General features: G+C 62.5%; 13 protein-coding genes. 2 read left to right on the plus strand and 11 right to left on the minus strand.

All coding sequences use genetic code 11. The features are described from left to right. Positions 1–187 precede the first annotated feature (187 nt). Both V5E97_RS24650 and V5E97_RS24655 read left to right on the plus strand, forming a co-directional pair. Positions 188–2,077: a sigma-70 family RNA polymerase sigma factor gene (locus tag V5E97_RS24650; RefSeq protein WP_406694239.1), complete on the plus strand. Its 1,890-nt coding sequence runs from the start codon at positions 188–190 to the stop codon at positions 2,075–2,077. Between the two features lie 229 nt (positions 2,078–2,306). After that, positions 2,307–2,951, plus strand: coding sequence for a hypothetical protein (locus V5E97_RS24655; RefSeq protein WP_406694241.1), 645 nt, complete (start codon positions 2,307–2,309; stop codon positions 2,949–2,951). 1,348 nt (positions 2,952–4,299) lie between these two features. Here the strand turns inward: V5E97_RS24655 and V5E97_RS24660 are convergent. The 11 genes from V5E97_RS24660 to V5E97_RS24710 form a co-directional block, all read right to left on the minus strand. Further along, the gene (locus tag V5E97_RS24660; RefSeq protein WP_406694243.1) at positions 4,300–7,302 is read right to left on the minus strand and encodes a M56 family metallopeptidase; all 3,003 of its coding nucleotides are present in this window, start codon (positions 7,300–7,302) and stop codon (positions 4,300–4,302) included. Continuing rightward, a complete protein-coding gene (locus V5E97_RS24665) occupies positions 7,299–7,706 on the minus strand; it encodes a BlaI/MecI/CopY family transcriptional regulator (RefSeq protein ID WP_406694244.1) in 408 nt (135 codons plus the stop codon). The genes V5E97_RS24660 and V5E97_RS24665 overlap by 4 nt, the downstream gene beginning before the upstream one ends. 652 nt (positions 7,707–8,358) lie before the next feature. Continuing rightward, positions 8,359–9,114, minus strand: coding sequence for an SDR family oxidoreductase (locus V5E97_RS24670; protein WP_406694246.1), 756 nt, complete (start codon positions 9,112–9,114; stop codon positions 8,359–8,361). Between the two features lie 24 nt (positions 9,115–9,138). Continuing rightward, positions 9,139–9,432, minus strand: a complete 294-nt coding sequence (locus V5E97_RS24675) for a sigma-70 family RNA polymerase sigma factor family protein (protein ID WP_406694247.1) — start codon at positions 9,430–9,432, stop codon at positions 9,139–9,141. Positions 9,433–9,446: 14 nt separating this feature from the next. After that, positions 9,447–9,983, minus strand: a complete 537-nt coding sequence (locus tag V5E97_RS24680) for a sigma-70 family RNA polymerase sigma factor (protein WP_406694249.1) — start codon at positions 9,981–9,983, stop codon at positions 9,447–9,449. Positions 9,984–10,004: 21 nt separating this feature from the next. Beyond that, the gene (locus V5E97_RS24685; protein WP_406694250.1) at positions 10,005–10,427 is read right to left on the minus strand and encodes a cupin domain-containing protein; all 423 of its coding nucleotides are present in this window, start codon (positions 10,425–10,427) and stop codon (positions 10,005–10,007) included. Positions 10,428–10,640: 213 nt separating this feature from the next. Next, on the minus strand, positions 10,641–11,111 hold the full coding sequence (locus V5E97_RS24690; protein WP_406694251.1) for a hypothetical protein: 471 nt from the start codon (positions 11,109–11,111) through the stop codon (positions 10,641–10,643). Positions 11,112–11,207: 96 nt separating this feature from the next. Then, positions 11,208–12,446 carry a TlpA family protein disulfide reductase gene (locus tag V5E97_RS24695; RefSeq protein WP_406694252.1) on the minus strand — a complete coding sequence of 413 codons (1,239 nt, stop codon included), beginning with the start codon at positions 12,444–12,446 and terminating at the stop codon, positions 11,208–11,210. A gap of 798 nt (positions 12,447–13,244) precedes the next feature. Next, complete coding sequence (locus V5E97_RS24700) at positions 13,245–13,628, minus strand: type II toxin-antitoxin system VapC family toxin (RefSeq protein WP_406694253.1); 384 nt, start codon at positions 13,626–13,628, stop codon at positions 13,245–13,247. Positions 13,629–13,648: 20 nt separating this feature from the next. Then, entirely contained in the window at positions 13,649–13,954 is a 306-nt protein-coding gene (locus tag V5E97_RS24705; RefSeq protein WP_406694254.1) for a ribbon-helix-helix domain-containing protein, read from the minus strand. Between the two features lie 325 nt (positions 13,955–14,279). Then, positions 14,280–15,665 carry a DUF1501 domain-containing protein gene (locus tag V5E97_RS24710; RefSeq protein WP_406694255.1) on the minus strand — a complete coding sequence of 462 codons (1,386 nt, stop codon included), beginning with the start codon at positions 15,663–15,665 and terminating at the stop codon, positions 14,280–14,282. Between the last annotated feature and the right edge of the window lie 4 nt (positions 15,666–15,669).

Below are 15,669 nucleotides of genomic sequence, written 5' to 3' on the forward strand. Positions count from 1 at the left end.
ACCCGACCTTTGATCCGCTTCGGCCACGACCGGCAATACTCAGACGGCCTCCCTCGCGATACATTCCACAGGGCGGATCACTTCGAACGTCGAAGATCTCGATTCGACCGATTTCCCAAAAAAATGGAACGTTCCCGCATCCTACTGCATGGTAGATGCAACTCACCGCTTACTGTGGGGTGGAATCATGGCCAGGGGGGAAATGCCCGCCGTCCTTCGCGACGTTCGCACGCTCTTCGACCTGGGGACATTGGGCGGCCTGAGCGACCGACAACTGCTCGATCGATTCGCAGGTCGGTCGGATGCGACGGCTCAGGCGGCGTTCGCCGGCTTGGTGACCCGCCACGGCCCGATGGTCCTGGGCGTGTGTCGACGCGCCCTGAACGACCCGAACGACGTGAACGACGCCTTCCAGGCGACTTTCCTCATCCTCGTACGTAAGGCCGAATCGGTGCGGGTCGAGGGCTCGCTCGGGCGCTGGCTTTACGGAGTCAGCCGGCGGGTTTCCGCGCGGGCGAAGGCGACTGTGGCGGGCCGGTTGGCACGCGAGGTCGGCGGTGTGGAACTGGCGATATCCCCGGCCAACGACCCGTCCCGGCACGAACTCGGCGCCGTCCTGGACGAGGAAATCGGCCGTCTGCCGGAACGATTTCGCGCTGCGGTGGTTCTTTGCGATCTGGGGGGGCTGAGCCACGACGAGGCGGCGAGACAACTGGGGTGTGCCGTGGGGACGGTCAAGAGCCGGCTGAGTCGCGCTCGCGAAAGGCTGCGTTCGCGTCTGACTCGCCGCGGCGTCGCACCCTCGGTCTTGGCGGCGGGCCTCGCGCTGCACGTGCAAATGGCCGCGGCCGCAGTGCCGGCCTCCCTGGCCGTCGCGACGGCCTCTTCCATGGTGTCGACCGGGGTTGTCTCGGCGACGGTCAAGGGGTTGGCACGGGAGGTACTCAGAATCATGCTTTTGACCAGATTGAGGATGGCTGCGGGCACGGCCGTTGCGATTGTTGCATTACTCGCTGGCGTGGGGGTCATGGCGCGACAGGACGTCGACCCTGGAGCACAGGAAGCGCAGAAGAGCGACCGCGCTGACCCCAAGGCGCAGATCGCGAAGGCCAAGGATGCGCCCGCCCCGGCGGAGGTGAGCGACTCGATCATCCTGCGTCCCTTCGTGGACCGGGCCTGGTATGCGATCTTCTCGCCCGACGGCAAGTCGCTCGTCACGGGCACGAACACGAGCGGCGGTATCAGGATCTATAACGCGGAGACGCACGGGGAGGTCGGACTCCTCGACGGCGAGGCGAAGACGAGATTCGCCTGCGCCGCGTTCTCGCCGGACGGCAAATTGCTGGTCAGCAGCGGCGGCTCCCGGGTCCTGGTCTGGGACTTCGCTGAGCGGAAGCTCCTGACCCAGTTTGTGGCCCATGGGAAGGAGGTTCGATCGCTGGCGTTCACGCCCGACGGTAAGACCCTCGTCTCGGCGGGTGTCGACACGACCGTGAAGTTTTGGAACGTCGAGACCTGGGAACAGCGGCCCATAGCGTTTTCCGCGGATGAACCGGTCTTCTGCGTGACGTTCTCGCCCAACGGCAAGACCCTGGCCATCGCCACGGGCGAGGACCGTGAGGCCCGCTCGCCCAGGGTGTCGCTGTACGACTACGACGCGAACTCGGTGAGGGAACGTGTCAAACTGGCCGCGGCACAGCGTGGGCCGGCCTGGACGCTCGCCTTCTCACCCGACGGCAAGGCCCTGGCCTCATCGAGTTTCGACCCGATGGTCAAGCTCTGGGCCCCCTCCTCCGGCCGTGAATTGACCTCACTCCCTTTGGCAGGGGGGAACCTTGCGGGAGGACTCTGGGCGCGTGGCCTGGCGTTCTCACCCGACGGCAAGACCCTGGCAGCCGGCTTAAGTGACGGGAGCATCGCGTTGTGGGACGTTGCCTCCGGTCGACGGACCGCGACGCTCCGAGGGCACGAGCAACACCTCTTCTCCGTTGCGTTCTCGCCCGACGGCAAGACCCTGGCCAGTGCTAGCAAGGACGGGAGCGTTAGGCTCTGGGATCTGGCAAAAGCCCTGCCGTAACGGCTTCGCCTCAGCGCCGGGGCCACGCCCCGAGGAATCGAAAAGAGAGCCATGTCGGAAACCGTCGAACCGACAGAGTCTTATTGCCACGCACTTCAAGTGGTTCCTCTGGGAGAAACAGGCAGGATTTAGCCCGGGTCGCATTCCCGATGGGCGACTCAGGGCTCCTGCCCTACTCTTCCTGGGTGCCTGGCTACTCACACCGATCCGTTCGCACGGCACCGATGTCATGGCAATCACACCGGCTCTCATCGAGACCACACTCGACCGAGCCATCGCTGGGGACGCGAAGCCGGATGGGCCGCTCGACGACTCGACCGATCCGCTCCCGCTCGATTCGGATTCAAGCAAACTCGGGGAGTACGATCTGGGACGGTATCTTTTAGGCGTATTCTACGGAGTCGGCGGAAAAGGGTTGGTTCTGGGCGGGCCAGATGAGGCCAAGGTGGGCGTCGGAATTACCAAGGAGACGTATCTGGACATCCTTGAGGATTCCGGGAATGTACTTGCTATGCACTACAGCTTGGTGTTCATGGATAGCTGTGGGAGCGAGATTCCTCGCGAGCTCTCCCGCGAGGTTCCGCGAAACATCCGGCACCTCTACGGTTCAACTCCGGAGGGACTTCGCTACGAAGCTCCTGACTATGCCCTGCTCGGGACGGAAATTGAGGTCGGGGGCCAGCCGGACGGTATCGTCACGGCGATGCAGCAACTGCTGGAGCGAACGCCCAACGTGACACGTTTCGTTCTTGGCGAGGGGGACCGAGCGACGCAGGTCGCTTTGAGTCCGGAGATCGTCCGCATTCTTCGAGAGGGTAACCGCAAATGTTGGCCTAGTCCCAATCAATGCCTCAGCATGCTCGGAGTCGCATGACATGCGGTTTCCACGACCACGTCTTACCTTGCGGAGCCTACTTGGCCTGGTGGCCATCATTACCGGACTGATATGGACCGGGACGATGGCCCAGAGAGCCGTGCATTACAATAGGCAGGCCGAAATTCAGTCCCGATTGGAAGCGAGCTACCGACGAGAGGAACAACGCCTGCGATCCCTGCCGAGGGGAACCTTCGGCTCTGAAACCGCGAAATACGAAGCAGAGCAGGCCAACCATCACGCCCGCTTAAAGGAGATGTACCGACACCTCGTGACCCACCCCTGGGACATTGTTCCGCCCGAGTTGCCGTCGCCCTACCCGTGGAATCGGGCTCGGGACCGTGCAGTTCTGGAGGTGACGTTGGACGACCTGATGGACCCCAAGAACCCTGACAATGTCATCGACATCCTCACCTACAGCAAGTCGCGTCCGGAGATTGTCGTCGGTGAGATGACCTATCCGTACCTGTCGACGATTGCTTCGCCGTGGGTCGAGCAGACGGACGCGTGGGACGACTTATACCGGCGCAACTCGGGAGGACCGGTCCTTATTAGAGGGCTGGACCTCGGGGGAAAGACCAAGGTCAGATACGAAGACCTCGATCGCCTCACTAGTGAACCAATAAGTTCAAACTTTTTTTCCGTGACCACTTTAAGAAGCGTTTCCCAATGGCGTGTGGCTACGTCTGGCTATCGCTGCCAGGTTACTCTCGCGATGGCCGGATGGCGTGCGTCTACGTTATGGGTGGGTTCTCCATCCACGGGGAGTTCTGGTCGTACGACCTTGAACGTACTTCCGAAGGCTGGGCAGTCAGGAAAAGAGGCCATGAACTATGGGAATGAATTTCGGTTCATCCGGCGTGAGGGCAAAGTCGAAGGTCGTGTCGCTATTGCCCGGGTCGCATTGCCGATGGACAACTCAGAAACTCTGTCCTACTCAGCTTGGGTGCCTGGCTACCCACACCGATCTGCAGCGTCTGGCATGATTTCAAGAGCAATTCCGGCGACGACCTGCTCAGGAAGCGTTACGAGTCCGCGTCTGCCGACCACACGAATCAACAGGCAAAACCAATCGGCACAATCAACGCAATGCGGGATCAAAGGTTAAGCATTGCGGCTTAGAGTCTGTCTCGTAAGTTCAGGGAAACCGAAAATTGAAGGCCGTTTGGGTGCCACGGGTTCCGTACTCGGAACCCGTGCGCGCCAGGCCAAGGCATTCCCGCATGGGTTCCGAGTACGGAACCGCATGGCACCCAGCAGATCATTCAAAAGCTCCCGTGGCATTCACCTTCTGGGACAGACTCTTAACTCTCGATTCCCGCTCACTGCTCTGTTACGCGGAGTTCGTCTATTTCTTGGCCTGAGGCTGGGAAATGGCGTACGCGAGCAACGTGAAGGCCTGCATGCGGGCGTCGGGCGATTCAATTGAGGTGGCCAGGTCCATTGCACCCGTGATGTCGCCGCGCCGGACCAGGCTGGGAACGAGCTGCGAGAGAGCGAGGTTGCGTTCTGCGGGCAGGAGGGCTTTGACCTCGCGGACAAGCATCTCGACGTCGCTATGCCCGGCCTGGAGGCTCCGGAGCTGCATGTCACGCTGGTTATTGAGCATACCCAGGTTGAACTCAAGGTCGAAGTCAATGAATGTTTCGCGGTTGAATGCCTGCGTGGTCATGACTTGGCCCGGTAGCGGAGTGTCAAGAGCCTTGGCCTTCAGGCAGGCGATCGCCCGGTTCGCCAACGCTTTGGAGGTCACCGTATCGCCTGAATCCTCGTGCTGTCGAACCAGACCCGCCAGGGCCCGAGCCTTCTCAATCCCTGGGTAGTCGCGGATGTCGTCGACGGTTCGCAACGCGGCGGTGGTATCGCCGGCCTTGACCTGGGACTCCGCAAGCATCAGCAGGACTCGCGAACGCCGCGGCTCGGGCTGGGCGAGAGCTTGGGGAAGCGCCTCGTGGATCACCGCCTTCGCGGCGTCGGTGCGACCGCTTGCGATCTGTTGCTGGACGATCACGATCTGGGCGATGAGCTTCTGATCCTCGGCCCCAACGGCGCGAGTGAGTGTCTCGGATCTGGCGAAGGCGTCCGTTGCGGCGGACTGGTCGCCGGACTCGGCCATGATACCGCCGATCAGCGCGAACGTGGCGGGCTTGACGGCATCGTAGAACCCGTCGCTCGGGCCAGGGTAGTCCGCCCGCTTGAGGTCAGGGATCGACTCGGCGGTCGCGAGCGCAACGGCGAAGTCGCCCGAGCGGGCCTGCAGGAGCGCAATGGTCGCGAGCGTACGGGCCTGGACCCTCGCATCGCCCGTTGCCCGCGCAACGGCGGCAATTTTCGGCAGCAGCTCGCGGGCCTGGGCTGGGTCTTTTGGGCTCAGCGACGAGTCGCCAATCTTGAGGTTGATGCCCGTAACATCGAGCCAGGGGACCCGCCGATCGTCGATCGACAGTTCATTAATGAGGGTCGATAGGGTGGATTGCTGGGTTCGCGGAGGCAGCTCCCGGATCAAGGCGAGGGCTTCGTCGCGGTCGCCCGCCTCGAACAACAAGCGAGCGAGCTGCGACAGGACGAACGCTTTGACATTCGGATCGGTCAAGGCAAGCGAGGCCCGACGCGACTGATCGATCAAGGCGCGGCCCCCCTCACGGTCGCCCGCCTTCTCGAGATAGCGACCGAGGACGCCGACAAGCACGGCCTTTGTCGGCCCCTGGGGCGGTCCCAGCGCATCGATCACGCGGTGAATCAACTTGAGTGCCATGGGCTTGTCTCCAATGGCGAGGCACTGTTCGATCAGCAAAGCCGACACCTGACAGACATAGCCCGCTTCCTCGTCGTTCAAACGCCGGAGCCCTTCCGCCTTTTTGGTGACTTCTCGATCCATCTCCGTGCTGACCCGCTCGAATGCCCCACGGACCACACCGTTATCCAAAACCTTCAATTCCTGGGCCGTCTGTCCGAGCCTCGCTCGTGCTCCGTCGAGGTCGCCCGCGTCGCGGCGAAGCTCGATGGACTGGGCGAGTGCGGCGAACCGCTGCCACACACGAAGGTCCATTTTTCCGCCCGGTTTGGCGGGTCGGGGAGCGGCCAGGCGGTCAAGATAGCCGAGGGTCGTCAGTGTTCCGGCGCGGTCGCCGAGCTTGAGTTGAGCCTGCGCGATGCTGAATAGGGTCATGCTCTTACCCTCGGAGCCCTCCTGGCTGGCCGGCTCCGGCAGAGCGACGACGTTCGCCGCCATTCGTTCGAGACTCCGGCGTGCCACATCAGCCGGACCATCCTTCGCCGTAGGCGGCGCGGCGTGAGTCGCCAATGTCAGAGTCATTCCGACGATCGTGGCGACGAGCAAGCCGAGTCCTTCGGTCAGAGTCAACTTCATCGATCGGTCCTCCATGTCCAGAATTCGACGAATCCGGGTCGTGAGTGGGCGCTCGGCCATCGCGAGCGCCGGTAGGTTTGCCCCGGGGCCTGCCCCGGCCAGTGCCGCGAGCATCCGGGCATAGGCCTGTGGGCGGCCCGTGCGTTCAACCACGAGCCGATCGCAACAGAGCTCGCGTTCGAGACTGATCCAGGCTGACAGCCACCAAGTGACCGGGTGGAAGAAAAGCAGTGATTCCGCCAGCCGTTGCACGAAGGTCACGAGGTTATCGCGGCGGCGAATGTGGGCGAGCTCGTGCAGCAGAGCCATCTCGACCTGTTCAATACTCCATCCGCTGAGCGCCGCGGGTGGTAGCAGGATCAAGGGACGTAACACGCCGATCAGCACAGGCGCGACGAGCTGGTCGCAGACCGCCACGCCTACATCGCGGGCGACCCCGAGCGACGCCGCCAGCTCACGGCAACACTGCGCGATCGCGCCGGTCTCCAACAACACACTCGACCGCCGCAGTTGTTCCACGCCAATCAGGCCGGTCGCCAGCAGAGCGAGGGTCGCCAGCGACCCGGTCAGCCAGACACCAGGCAAGTAACCGACCAGCGGTGCGAATCGCGAGGAGATCGGTGCGGTTGAGCCCACCCCGGCCGGTTCAACGGCCGGCAGTTGTCGCTTGAGCGCCGACAGCGGGGCAATCTGAGCCGTTGCCTGTTCTGCCAGCGGAGCACTGTCGCGAGCCTGCGTCGAGGACGTTTGCAACGCGCGATCGGGTTGGTAGAGCCACGCGAAGAGCACGTACGGCGAGGCCGCCAGAGCCAGCAAGCAGGCGACCGCCACGCCATGGCGGACCTCGGGCCGAACCGGCCGAAGCAGCCGCCGCAACAAGGCGAGGACCAGGCCACCGGCGGCTCCCACCCAGACGAGGTGGAGCATGGTCCAGCCGGCCGCCGTCCAAATAGGTGATGTTACAATACTATGTGAAGTCATCGTTTACGCTCCTTCGCCGCCGGCGTGCCGGGCTGGGCTTCGAGCAACGCGCGGATCTCGTCCCGGTCGTGATCGTCGAGTGCGCCTTCCTGAATCAGATGAGCGATCAGGCGACGGGCGGAGCCATCGAAAACGTGCTGGACGAGCTTGCCGACCAGGTTCGTCGCGGTGGATCCGCGGGTGGCCACGGCCACCCAGACATAGCCTCGCGCCCCGTCGTTCCGCTCGACCAGGCCTTTGCCGAGCATCGTCTTGAGCGTCGTGGCGATCGTCGTCAGCGCCACCTGTCGTCGCTCCTGGATCGCCGCGTGAACCTGTCCCAGTCCGGTCGGGCCCTGCTCCCAGAGGACTTTCAAGATCTCCAACTCGGCGTCGGTCGGCTGAGTGCTGGGCGGTCGGGCCATGGAAGCTCCCACTTCTGAAACTAGCCTGAATGATGTCCAATCTGATACGATTTCTACAGAAATAGAAACCGGAGGTCAACCGCAGTCCTGCTCTTTCCTCAATGGAAAGCGTGCCTCATTGAAATGAATGACGAATCGACTGTCGACTTCCTCGGAGAGTCCGAGGAAGCCAAGCACCCGATTCAGCAGTACAAGTAGGGCCGTCAGATGCCAGCGACATCCTTGCGGCGCCGACTTCCTGGATCAGCGTCAAACCGGCCCGGAGGAAACTGTTCCACGATCATGTTCCCTCTTTCCGTCGACGGCCCGATGGCTTTGTCAAGGCGGCGCCAGTTCGCTGCGAGATCATTCTCAAAGATAATTAGACCAAAGCAAAAATAAAACCATGCATAACAACAATCAAAATGTTTCAAGCAATATAAATTTCTGCGAAGCGACTCATGTTGGTCTCATTCTACCGAAAATATACATCCGTGATTTTGTGCATACGTATCGCAAATCAGGGCGGTTAGCGATTGTGTTTGCGGTCCAGCCTTCCGCAAGGAACAGAAGACACACCGCCTGGCCACCCCCCTGACAAAGCCGCTGACGGCTTAACCGGGAGGGTGGACTGCCCCGCCCTCCCGCCTCAACTCGCCTCGATGATACGTTTCTATGCTTGGAGACCAGCGCGGGCCGCCCACTCCGAGAACTGAGTCGGGCCGAGACGCGGATTTGCCCCAGGAGCGAGGCCGCGATCGTCTAGCGGCGCACCGAAGTAGCGGGCCTCAGGGTCGGCAACCACCGTCCTTGTATCCCCACTCGCGGCCAAGAACTTTCTCACGAAATCGGCGATGGACAAGGCTTCAGGACCGGCCAACTCGACCATTTTGTTCAGAGGCTCTTCCACGGCGATGTCGGCCAGGGCGGACGCCACGTCGTCTGCCGCCAGCGGCTGCATGGGTGCCGTCGGAAGGCGGAGAGTGTCGCCGTCGCCCCCCGAACCTGCGATCCCGCCGAGGAACTCGAAAAATTGCGTGGCCCTGACAATCGTGAATGGCACCTTTCCGGACTCGATCAGCTTCTCCTGGTTGACCTTGGCCCGCATGTACCCACTGTCCGGCATTCGATCGGCACCGACCACCGATAGCGCGACGTGGAGCCCAACGCCGGCAGCGGCCTCGGCGGCCAGGAGGTTGCGGGTGGATGTGTCGAAGAACTCCATCACCGCCTCATCCGCCCAGGACGGCGAGTTCGACACGTCCACGACGACCTGAGCGCCCGCAAACGCCTCAGCCAGCCCCTCGCCAGTGAGCGAGTTGACGCCAGATGACGGGGACGCCGATACGGCCTCGTGGCCGCGTTCTTGCAGCCGTGGAATCAACTTCTTCCCGATGAGCCCGCTGCCGCCAATCACAACGATTTTCATGGTTCCCCCCCCTTTTGATTCGTGTTATTCGACTTCGGTCGTCGCCCAGCGACCGAGCTTGTCCGGGTTGACGGTGAGGTACACCGCCCGCACGTCCCCTTCGACTCGCAGTGATAGCACCGCCGCAACCGTGCCACCGGACCGGAACTCCAACCCCGGCTCGCCGTTCACCATCGCCACGCCAACGTCCTGAAGCCACGGCTTGCGAAACACTCCCGTCAGGAACCGGGCGACCTTGTCCCGGCCCCGGATCACCACCCGGGCGGCAGAGGCCCGGCCCCCACCGTCCGAGTGGACCTCGGCGTCTTCAGCGAGCATCTCCTCGACGGCCCTCACGTCGCCCGTCCGGTATGCCTGTACGAACCGTTCAGCGAGCCCTTCCGCTCGTGCCGGAGCTGCCGGAAACGGCGATTACCATCGAGCCCCAGCCGCCCCCGCGCCCGGCTGACCAGTTGCCGAACGGCGGCCTCGCTCTTATCAAGAACTTCGCCGATCTCGGCGTACTCATAGTCAAACACCGCGCGGAGCAGAAATGCGGCCCGCTCATCCGGTGTTAGCCGCTCCAAGAGCAGCAGGAACGCCTGAGTCAACGATTCAGCCAATGCGGATTCTCTCTTGATCTCTACGGTCACCACCGGTTCGGGAACCCAAGGACCGATATACTCCCGCCGTCGTCGCTCCCGCAGGCGGTCGATGCAGAGGCGGGTCGTTGTTCGGATCAGAAAACCCTCTGGCGACGATACGCCTCCGGCCGTCTGGTATCGCACGAAGGCATCCTGCACGGCGTCTTCGGCGTCGGCCACGCTCCCAAGCATCCGATACGCGACTGACATCATCCGCGGCCGCAGGTCGATCACGTCGTCGATCATGGTGTCCTCACCCAGCCTGAGTCACTTTTTGGGCTCCGGGATGACGATGTCCTTCGCCTCTCGCGGATGAAGAACCCAGGCCAGCAGCCGGGTCTTCACCTTACCCGGGTTTCTCGACACCCGGTGCAAGCACCCGCCCGGCTCGTAAAACGACTCGCCAGACTTGAGCACTTTGGCCGGCTGGTCGTCGATTGCCCATTCATATTCGCCCTCCAGCACATAGCCGAAACCCGGACCGGGATGGCGGTGCGAAACACCAGCCTGACCGGGTTCGAGAATGACTTCCACTACTGTTGCGTTCGTCGGCTTGCCATCCAGTTTCTCGGCGATTTCCCGCACCGCAAGCAGGTTGACCGCCTCGTGATTTTCATTGTGCCAGGCCACGGCCATACTAGCCGCACCCAAACCGATCCCGACCGCCAGTACCAGTGCACCCCGTGCCATGATGTTCTCCCAAATGAGTGTCAGTCTGGCCGGGCCACGCCCCGCCGTTCGACTACAAGGACGATCGGGTGGGGTCGTTTTGTGACAGGCCGGGCGTTTTTTTTTCTCGCCTCAGCATTTTGCGTAGGCTCGCTGGAAGCCGACCTTACTCGGCCAACCGACTCACTGTCCTCCGCCACCTCACCCGTTTCCCCGCCCCTCGGAAGCTCCGCCTCAATGTTCCCGACCCCTGCCGCACGAACCGGACAAGTCATTGCACTTATAAGTTTTAAACTCTTCCTGGCTCGATGAATCCACCTCAGCAAGAATTACGGAGCATCGCGCGGGAACATCGTTTCGTCTCAGTTGGGCCGCATAGTCATTATCCTTGCGTACAAGCCGCACGAGATAAACGAAGAAGCCGACCACAACGGCGATCGCGAACAGTACTGTCATGGCGAACACTTTGCCCATAAAGATCGGCAGTGCGAAGTCGTCCTCATCCTGACCCAGGACCTGGATGTGGACGGCCAGTCCCAGGATCAATCCCACGCCCGCCACGGCAGTCATCAGCGTTCGTAATCGCATTTCGTGGCCCTCTTGATCGGAAGGCGCATCCTCGACCAATCGCTTCGCAAGCTGAGCACGACTGCCGAGCCGACTTCCGTCCACTTCATCCTCGAACCGCACAGCCGCTTCAGGCATCGGGAGTCGGTTGGGCTGTGATTCTTCTCGCGGTCGACCTGGACGCCCCTGTTGACGACTTCCCTCCAACGGATCGGGTCGGGTCAGGGCCTGCGGTCATTTCTCTTCAAGGAGGGTATCCACCGCGTCGTTCAACGGTTGTGGGGTGTGATGAGAGAGATCCTTGAAACGGATAACGCCAGCCTTATCGATAACGACGATCGTCGGCCAGCCATAGACGTTCCAGCGGGATGCGATCGGCCCGTAGGGGCTCCCTCCATCGAACCAAGAACGCCAGGTGATCCCCTTCGCGATAGACGTTGCTTTCAACGCCTCCCTCTCCTTATCGCTGTTCACGCCCAGGAGGACGAATGGCCGATCCTTGAGGCGTTCCGCCAGAGCCTTTTCCGTCGGCAGGAAGCCCATGCAGGGCCCACACCAGGTCCCCCAGAAGACGAGGACGACCACCTTGCCACGGTAGTCGCTCAGCCGCAACGGCCCCCCATCCACGTCCGTCCCTTCGATCTCGGGCGCGAGCATCCCGACGCTGATGGTCCGGAGGGCATTGAGTTTGTCTCCGGCCAGCTTGCCGAGGGTCCGTCCCTCTCCCCTCTTTTGCAGCTCGGGAGTTGACCAGGAAGGCACCTGGGGAATGTCGCCGTAATCGCGGGCGACCCGTTCGAGAAGCGCCTCCCGTTCCCGGGACAGGGCGACGGGATCGGCTGAGCGGAAATAGCGAATATAATCGGGGTCGAGTCGCTCGGTGAGATATCGCGTGGACGCCTGGTATTTCGCGTCGTCCTCGGGGTGGTCGAAATACGGCCTGGCGGCGATCTTGGACCGCGACTCGTGGCAACTCGCCAGCGCCATGGCCGCCCGCGCGAGCGTCTCGCGGTCGTTGCTTGCGGTCAACAGGGCCTGGAAGTACAGCTCGGTTTGACCAGCGTCGAAAAAAGGGCTCCGAAGCATGGCCTGCACGACCCGTGCGTCCTGCAGATGCTCTCGGGTCAAAAGGTCGCGAGCCCGGAGATAATACGGGAACAGGGCCTTATCCCGCGCCCGCCCCATCCGGAGCACCTTGAGCAAGGCCTCGGCCCCCGTTGCGTCGTGCGGGTTCGCCTCGGCAAATGTGATGAACCGCGGGGCGAACTCCCAATCCGGGGATTTCTCGTACTTGGTGATCCAGGCGGGGTCGGCGGGAGTCACTCCGGGTGATATCTTCTTCCACTCCGCCGTCGCTGCCTCGTACTCTTTCAACAAGGCGGCAAAATTGGCCTCCGGCGTTCGAACATTCGGGACGTCATCCGCCGCCGCCAGCCCGACCAAGACCGATCCGACCACGAATAATACTCGCATTTGCAAGTTCCCCCGAATGTGTGTTCGCCGCCGCACCCCTCGAACTACCCCATAGGACATGGTTAGTTACCAGCCGGTCGTTCAATATTCGGGTGCCGTCGAGCCGTTGGTTCAGAACGCTAACGACGGCCTCTGCACCCTCCCGCGAGCGACGGGCGGGGTGATCCGTCCAGCGGCCTTTGCCGTTGGTTGGGGAACTCCCCCTCTCAGCGTCCGCTCGTCGTCGAGGCGTTCTCGACCTTGAGACCTGGAGCAGTTAGACACTTCAAACGCAAGATCTGGGAGATTCCATAAAGCTGGGAGCCTGAACAAATGCCTCGACAGGTTGATCGGGGTTTCCGTCCTGCCCACTTTCGGTGTCTGGCTACCGCTGGCCTCCCCCTTTCAACCGAATCGCCCCCACGAGAGCGGATGCCGAGTTCCGCTACCGCGAAGCGATCTGATTCCCCTTATGGGACAGTCTCTTACTCAGCAAGCGAGGATTATCCTCGACCCGATCCATTGGTGAAATAGCGATGTGCCAATAGCCAGTCGTTTCCCCGGATTTCTGTATACCCTGCCGGCCAGCGCGCAGCGACACCGCCAGATGAAGCCGTCGCATGACTTCATCGTCTGCGGCGATGGCACGTGGCACCGAGTTGAAAACGATGCGGCGCTGCGGGCCTGGTCGCTCGACCTGGCCGAGTAGATTCGCCGGGCGTGGGCGGCGATCCATCAGCCGATTCCGATGAACCCGACGCCCCACCAGTGTCCGCCTTGCGGCCAGCGGGAAAATTGCGGTCAGGCGTGGATAACGGCTTAAAGCAGCCTGGTAAACCCTTCTTGTGTGAAATGGCTGTCCCGTGTCAAGACTTCGGTGATGCCTTCTTGCCGCATCGCCGCCATCGAAATGCAGTCGGTCAGGCTGTATTCCTTGTCGGGGCGGGCCTTATACAAGGCAAGGCCGTTAAGGAACGTTTGATGGGATTGGGGCCGCACGATCACCTGCGGGTTGGTCATCGTCGCTTCGACCATCCGGGCAGCGACCTGCCGCAGGATAGGGCCGTGACCGCTGTAGTGGGTTAGGAACTCGTCCAGCACCTCCTCGGTGGTAATCAGGGAAGCCTGGCCTAGCGAACCCATCAGCGCAATCACATTGACATGCCATTGGTCTTTGGGATTGGCGAGAGCAATCCAATACACCGCATCCGCAAATACTCGCCTCATTGTGCCGTGGGGCGTTTCGGTGTGCCGTAGATGTAATGGTCGTGCTGCTCGGCACCATCGGCCGGCAGCTTGTCCCATTCTTCATTGGGGACAGTGGCGGCAATCTCTGCGATTTCTTGCCAGATCGGCTTATGGACTTGCTCGCCTGTTCCGGCCGTTTCCGGCCGTACCCGGCTCTGGTCGCGTTGCCGTAGCAATAGCCGCACGGCTTCGGCCATCGCATCGTCTACGGATGCGAAATGGCCGCTATGGACTTCCTCCAGGATCGAGCGTTCCAGGTCCCCAGGCAGGCGTATCGTCATAAACCATTCCTCCCTATAGCCTTCCACCATATCATGCCGACCGTGATTTGCCAAGCGGGATGCCCTGACTGCGCTTCAGGGACGATGGCACGCGGCACCGCGTAGAAAACGATGCGGAGCTGCGGGCTTGGTTGCAGGACCTGGCCGGGCAGATTCGCCGGACACGGGCGGCGACCCATCAACCGATCCCGGTGAACCCGGCGCCTTACCAGTGCCCGGTGATCGAAAAGAGTTCATTCGTCAATATAGATAGGCGACAGTTGGGCAATTTGGGGAGTTCCTGATTCATCGCTCGCTCACGCCGTTCATTCAAAAAAAAGAGTGGTCACGCAAGGATTGCCTTGTGGACCACACCTTTGACGTCGGTCAGTCGCATGTCGCGCCCGGCATATCGGTAGGTGAGACGCTCGTGATCGAGCCCGAGCAGGTGGATGACCGTGGCATGCAGGTCGTGGATGTGCATGGGATCCTCGACGGCCTCGTAACCGAGGTCGTCGGTCTGGCCGTGGGTGATGCCCGGCTTCACGCCCCCGCCGGCGAGCCAGAGCGAGAAGCCCTTGTTGTTGTGGTCGCGACCGTCGGCGTTCTGACCGTGAGGCGTACGGCCGAACTCGCCGCCCCAGATCACCAACGTGTCATCGAGCAGCCCCCGAGTGCGCAGGTCCGTCAGCAGCCCGGCGATGGGCCGGTCGACGGCCCGGGCGTTCCGGGAGTGGCCGGCCTTCAGGCCACGGTGCTGGTCCCAGTCGCCGTGGGTGAGCTCGACGAAGCGGACGCCGGCCTCGACGAAGCGACGCGCCAGCAGGCACTGGCGGCCAAAGTCGGCGGTGGTCGGGTCGTCGAGGCCGTAGAGATGCTTCGTGGCCGGCGACTCCCCCGCGAGCTCCATCACGCCGGGGAGCTTTCCTTGCATGCGGAAGGCCAGTTCATAGGACTCGATAACTCCCTCGACGCCGGGGTTGACCCGCTCGCGTTTGAGCAAGTCGTGGTTCATCGACTGGACGAGGTCGAGCTGGAGCCGCTGGGCGGCGGCGTCGAGCTTGGTGTTCCTGATATTGCCGATCTGAGAGTCGGCGATGGGCTGCCCCTCACTGCCAATGCGCGTGGCCTGGCAGGCGGCCGGGAGAAACGCGCTGCCGTAGTTCTGCGCGCCGCCGTTACGCCCGGTCGGTTTGATCGAGATGAACCCGGGCAGGTCGTCGCTCTCGGTCCCCAGCCCGTAGAGCGTCCACGCCCCGAGCGAAGGCCGGATGAACTGCGAGTTGCCGGTGTGGAGCATCAAGTACGCCTCCGGGTGGGCCGGCAGGTCGGTGTGCATGCTCCGGATGACGCACAGCTCGTCGGCGTGCGCGGCGACCTCGGGAAAGAGCTCGGAGGCCCAGAGCCCACTCTGGCCATGCTGACGGAACTTCCAAGGCGAGCCCATCAACTTCGCGCCTGGGATGCGGCCCGGCCGGTTCGACGTCTTGCCGTCGGCCGTCGAAAGCTCCGGTTTGTAGTCGAAGGTATCGACATGCGAGGGGGCCCCGTTCATGCAGAGGAAGATCACGCGCCTGGCCCGTGCCGGGAAATGCGGGGCCTTCGGCGCGAGCGGAGACGCCTTCGATCCGGCCCCGGCCGCCATCGACGACAGGCCGGCGAAGGCGAGATAGCCGAACCCGGAGGAGGCGGCCTTCAGGAGGTCGCGACGTGAGAATCCGCGCGAATTCATCGGA

Source organism: Singulisphaera photorubra (assembly GCF_045290345.1).
Taxonomy (GTDB): Bacteria; Planctomycetota; Planctomycetia; order Isosphaerales; family Isosphaeraceae; genus Singulisphaera.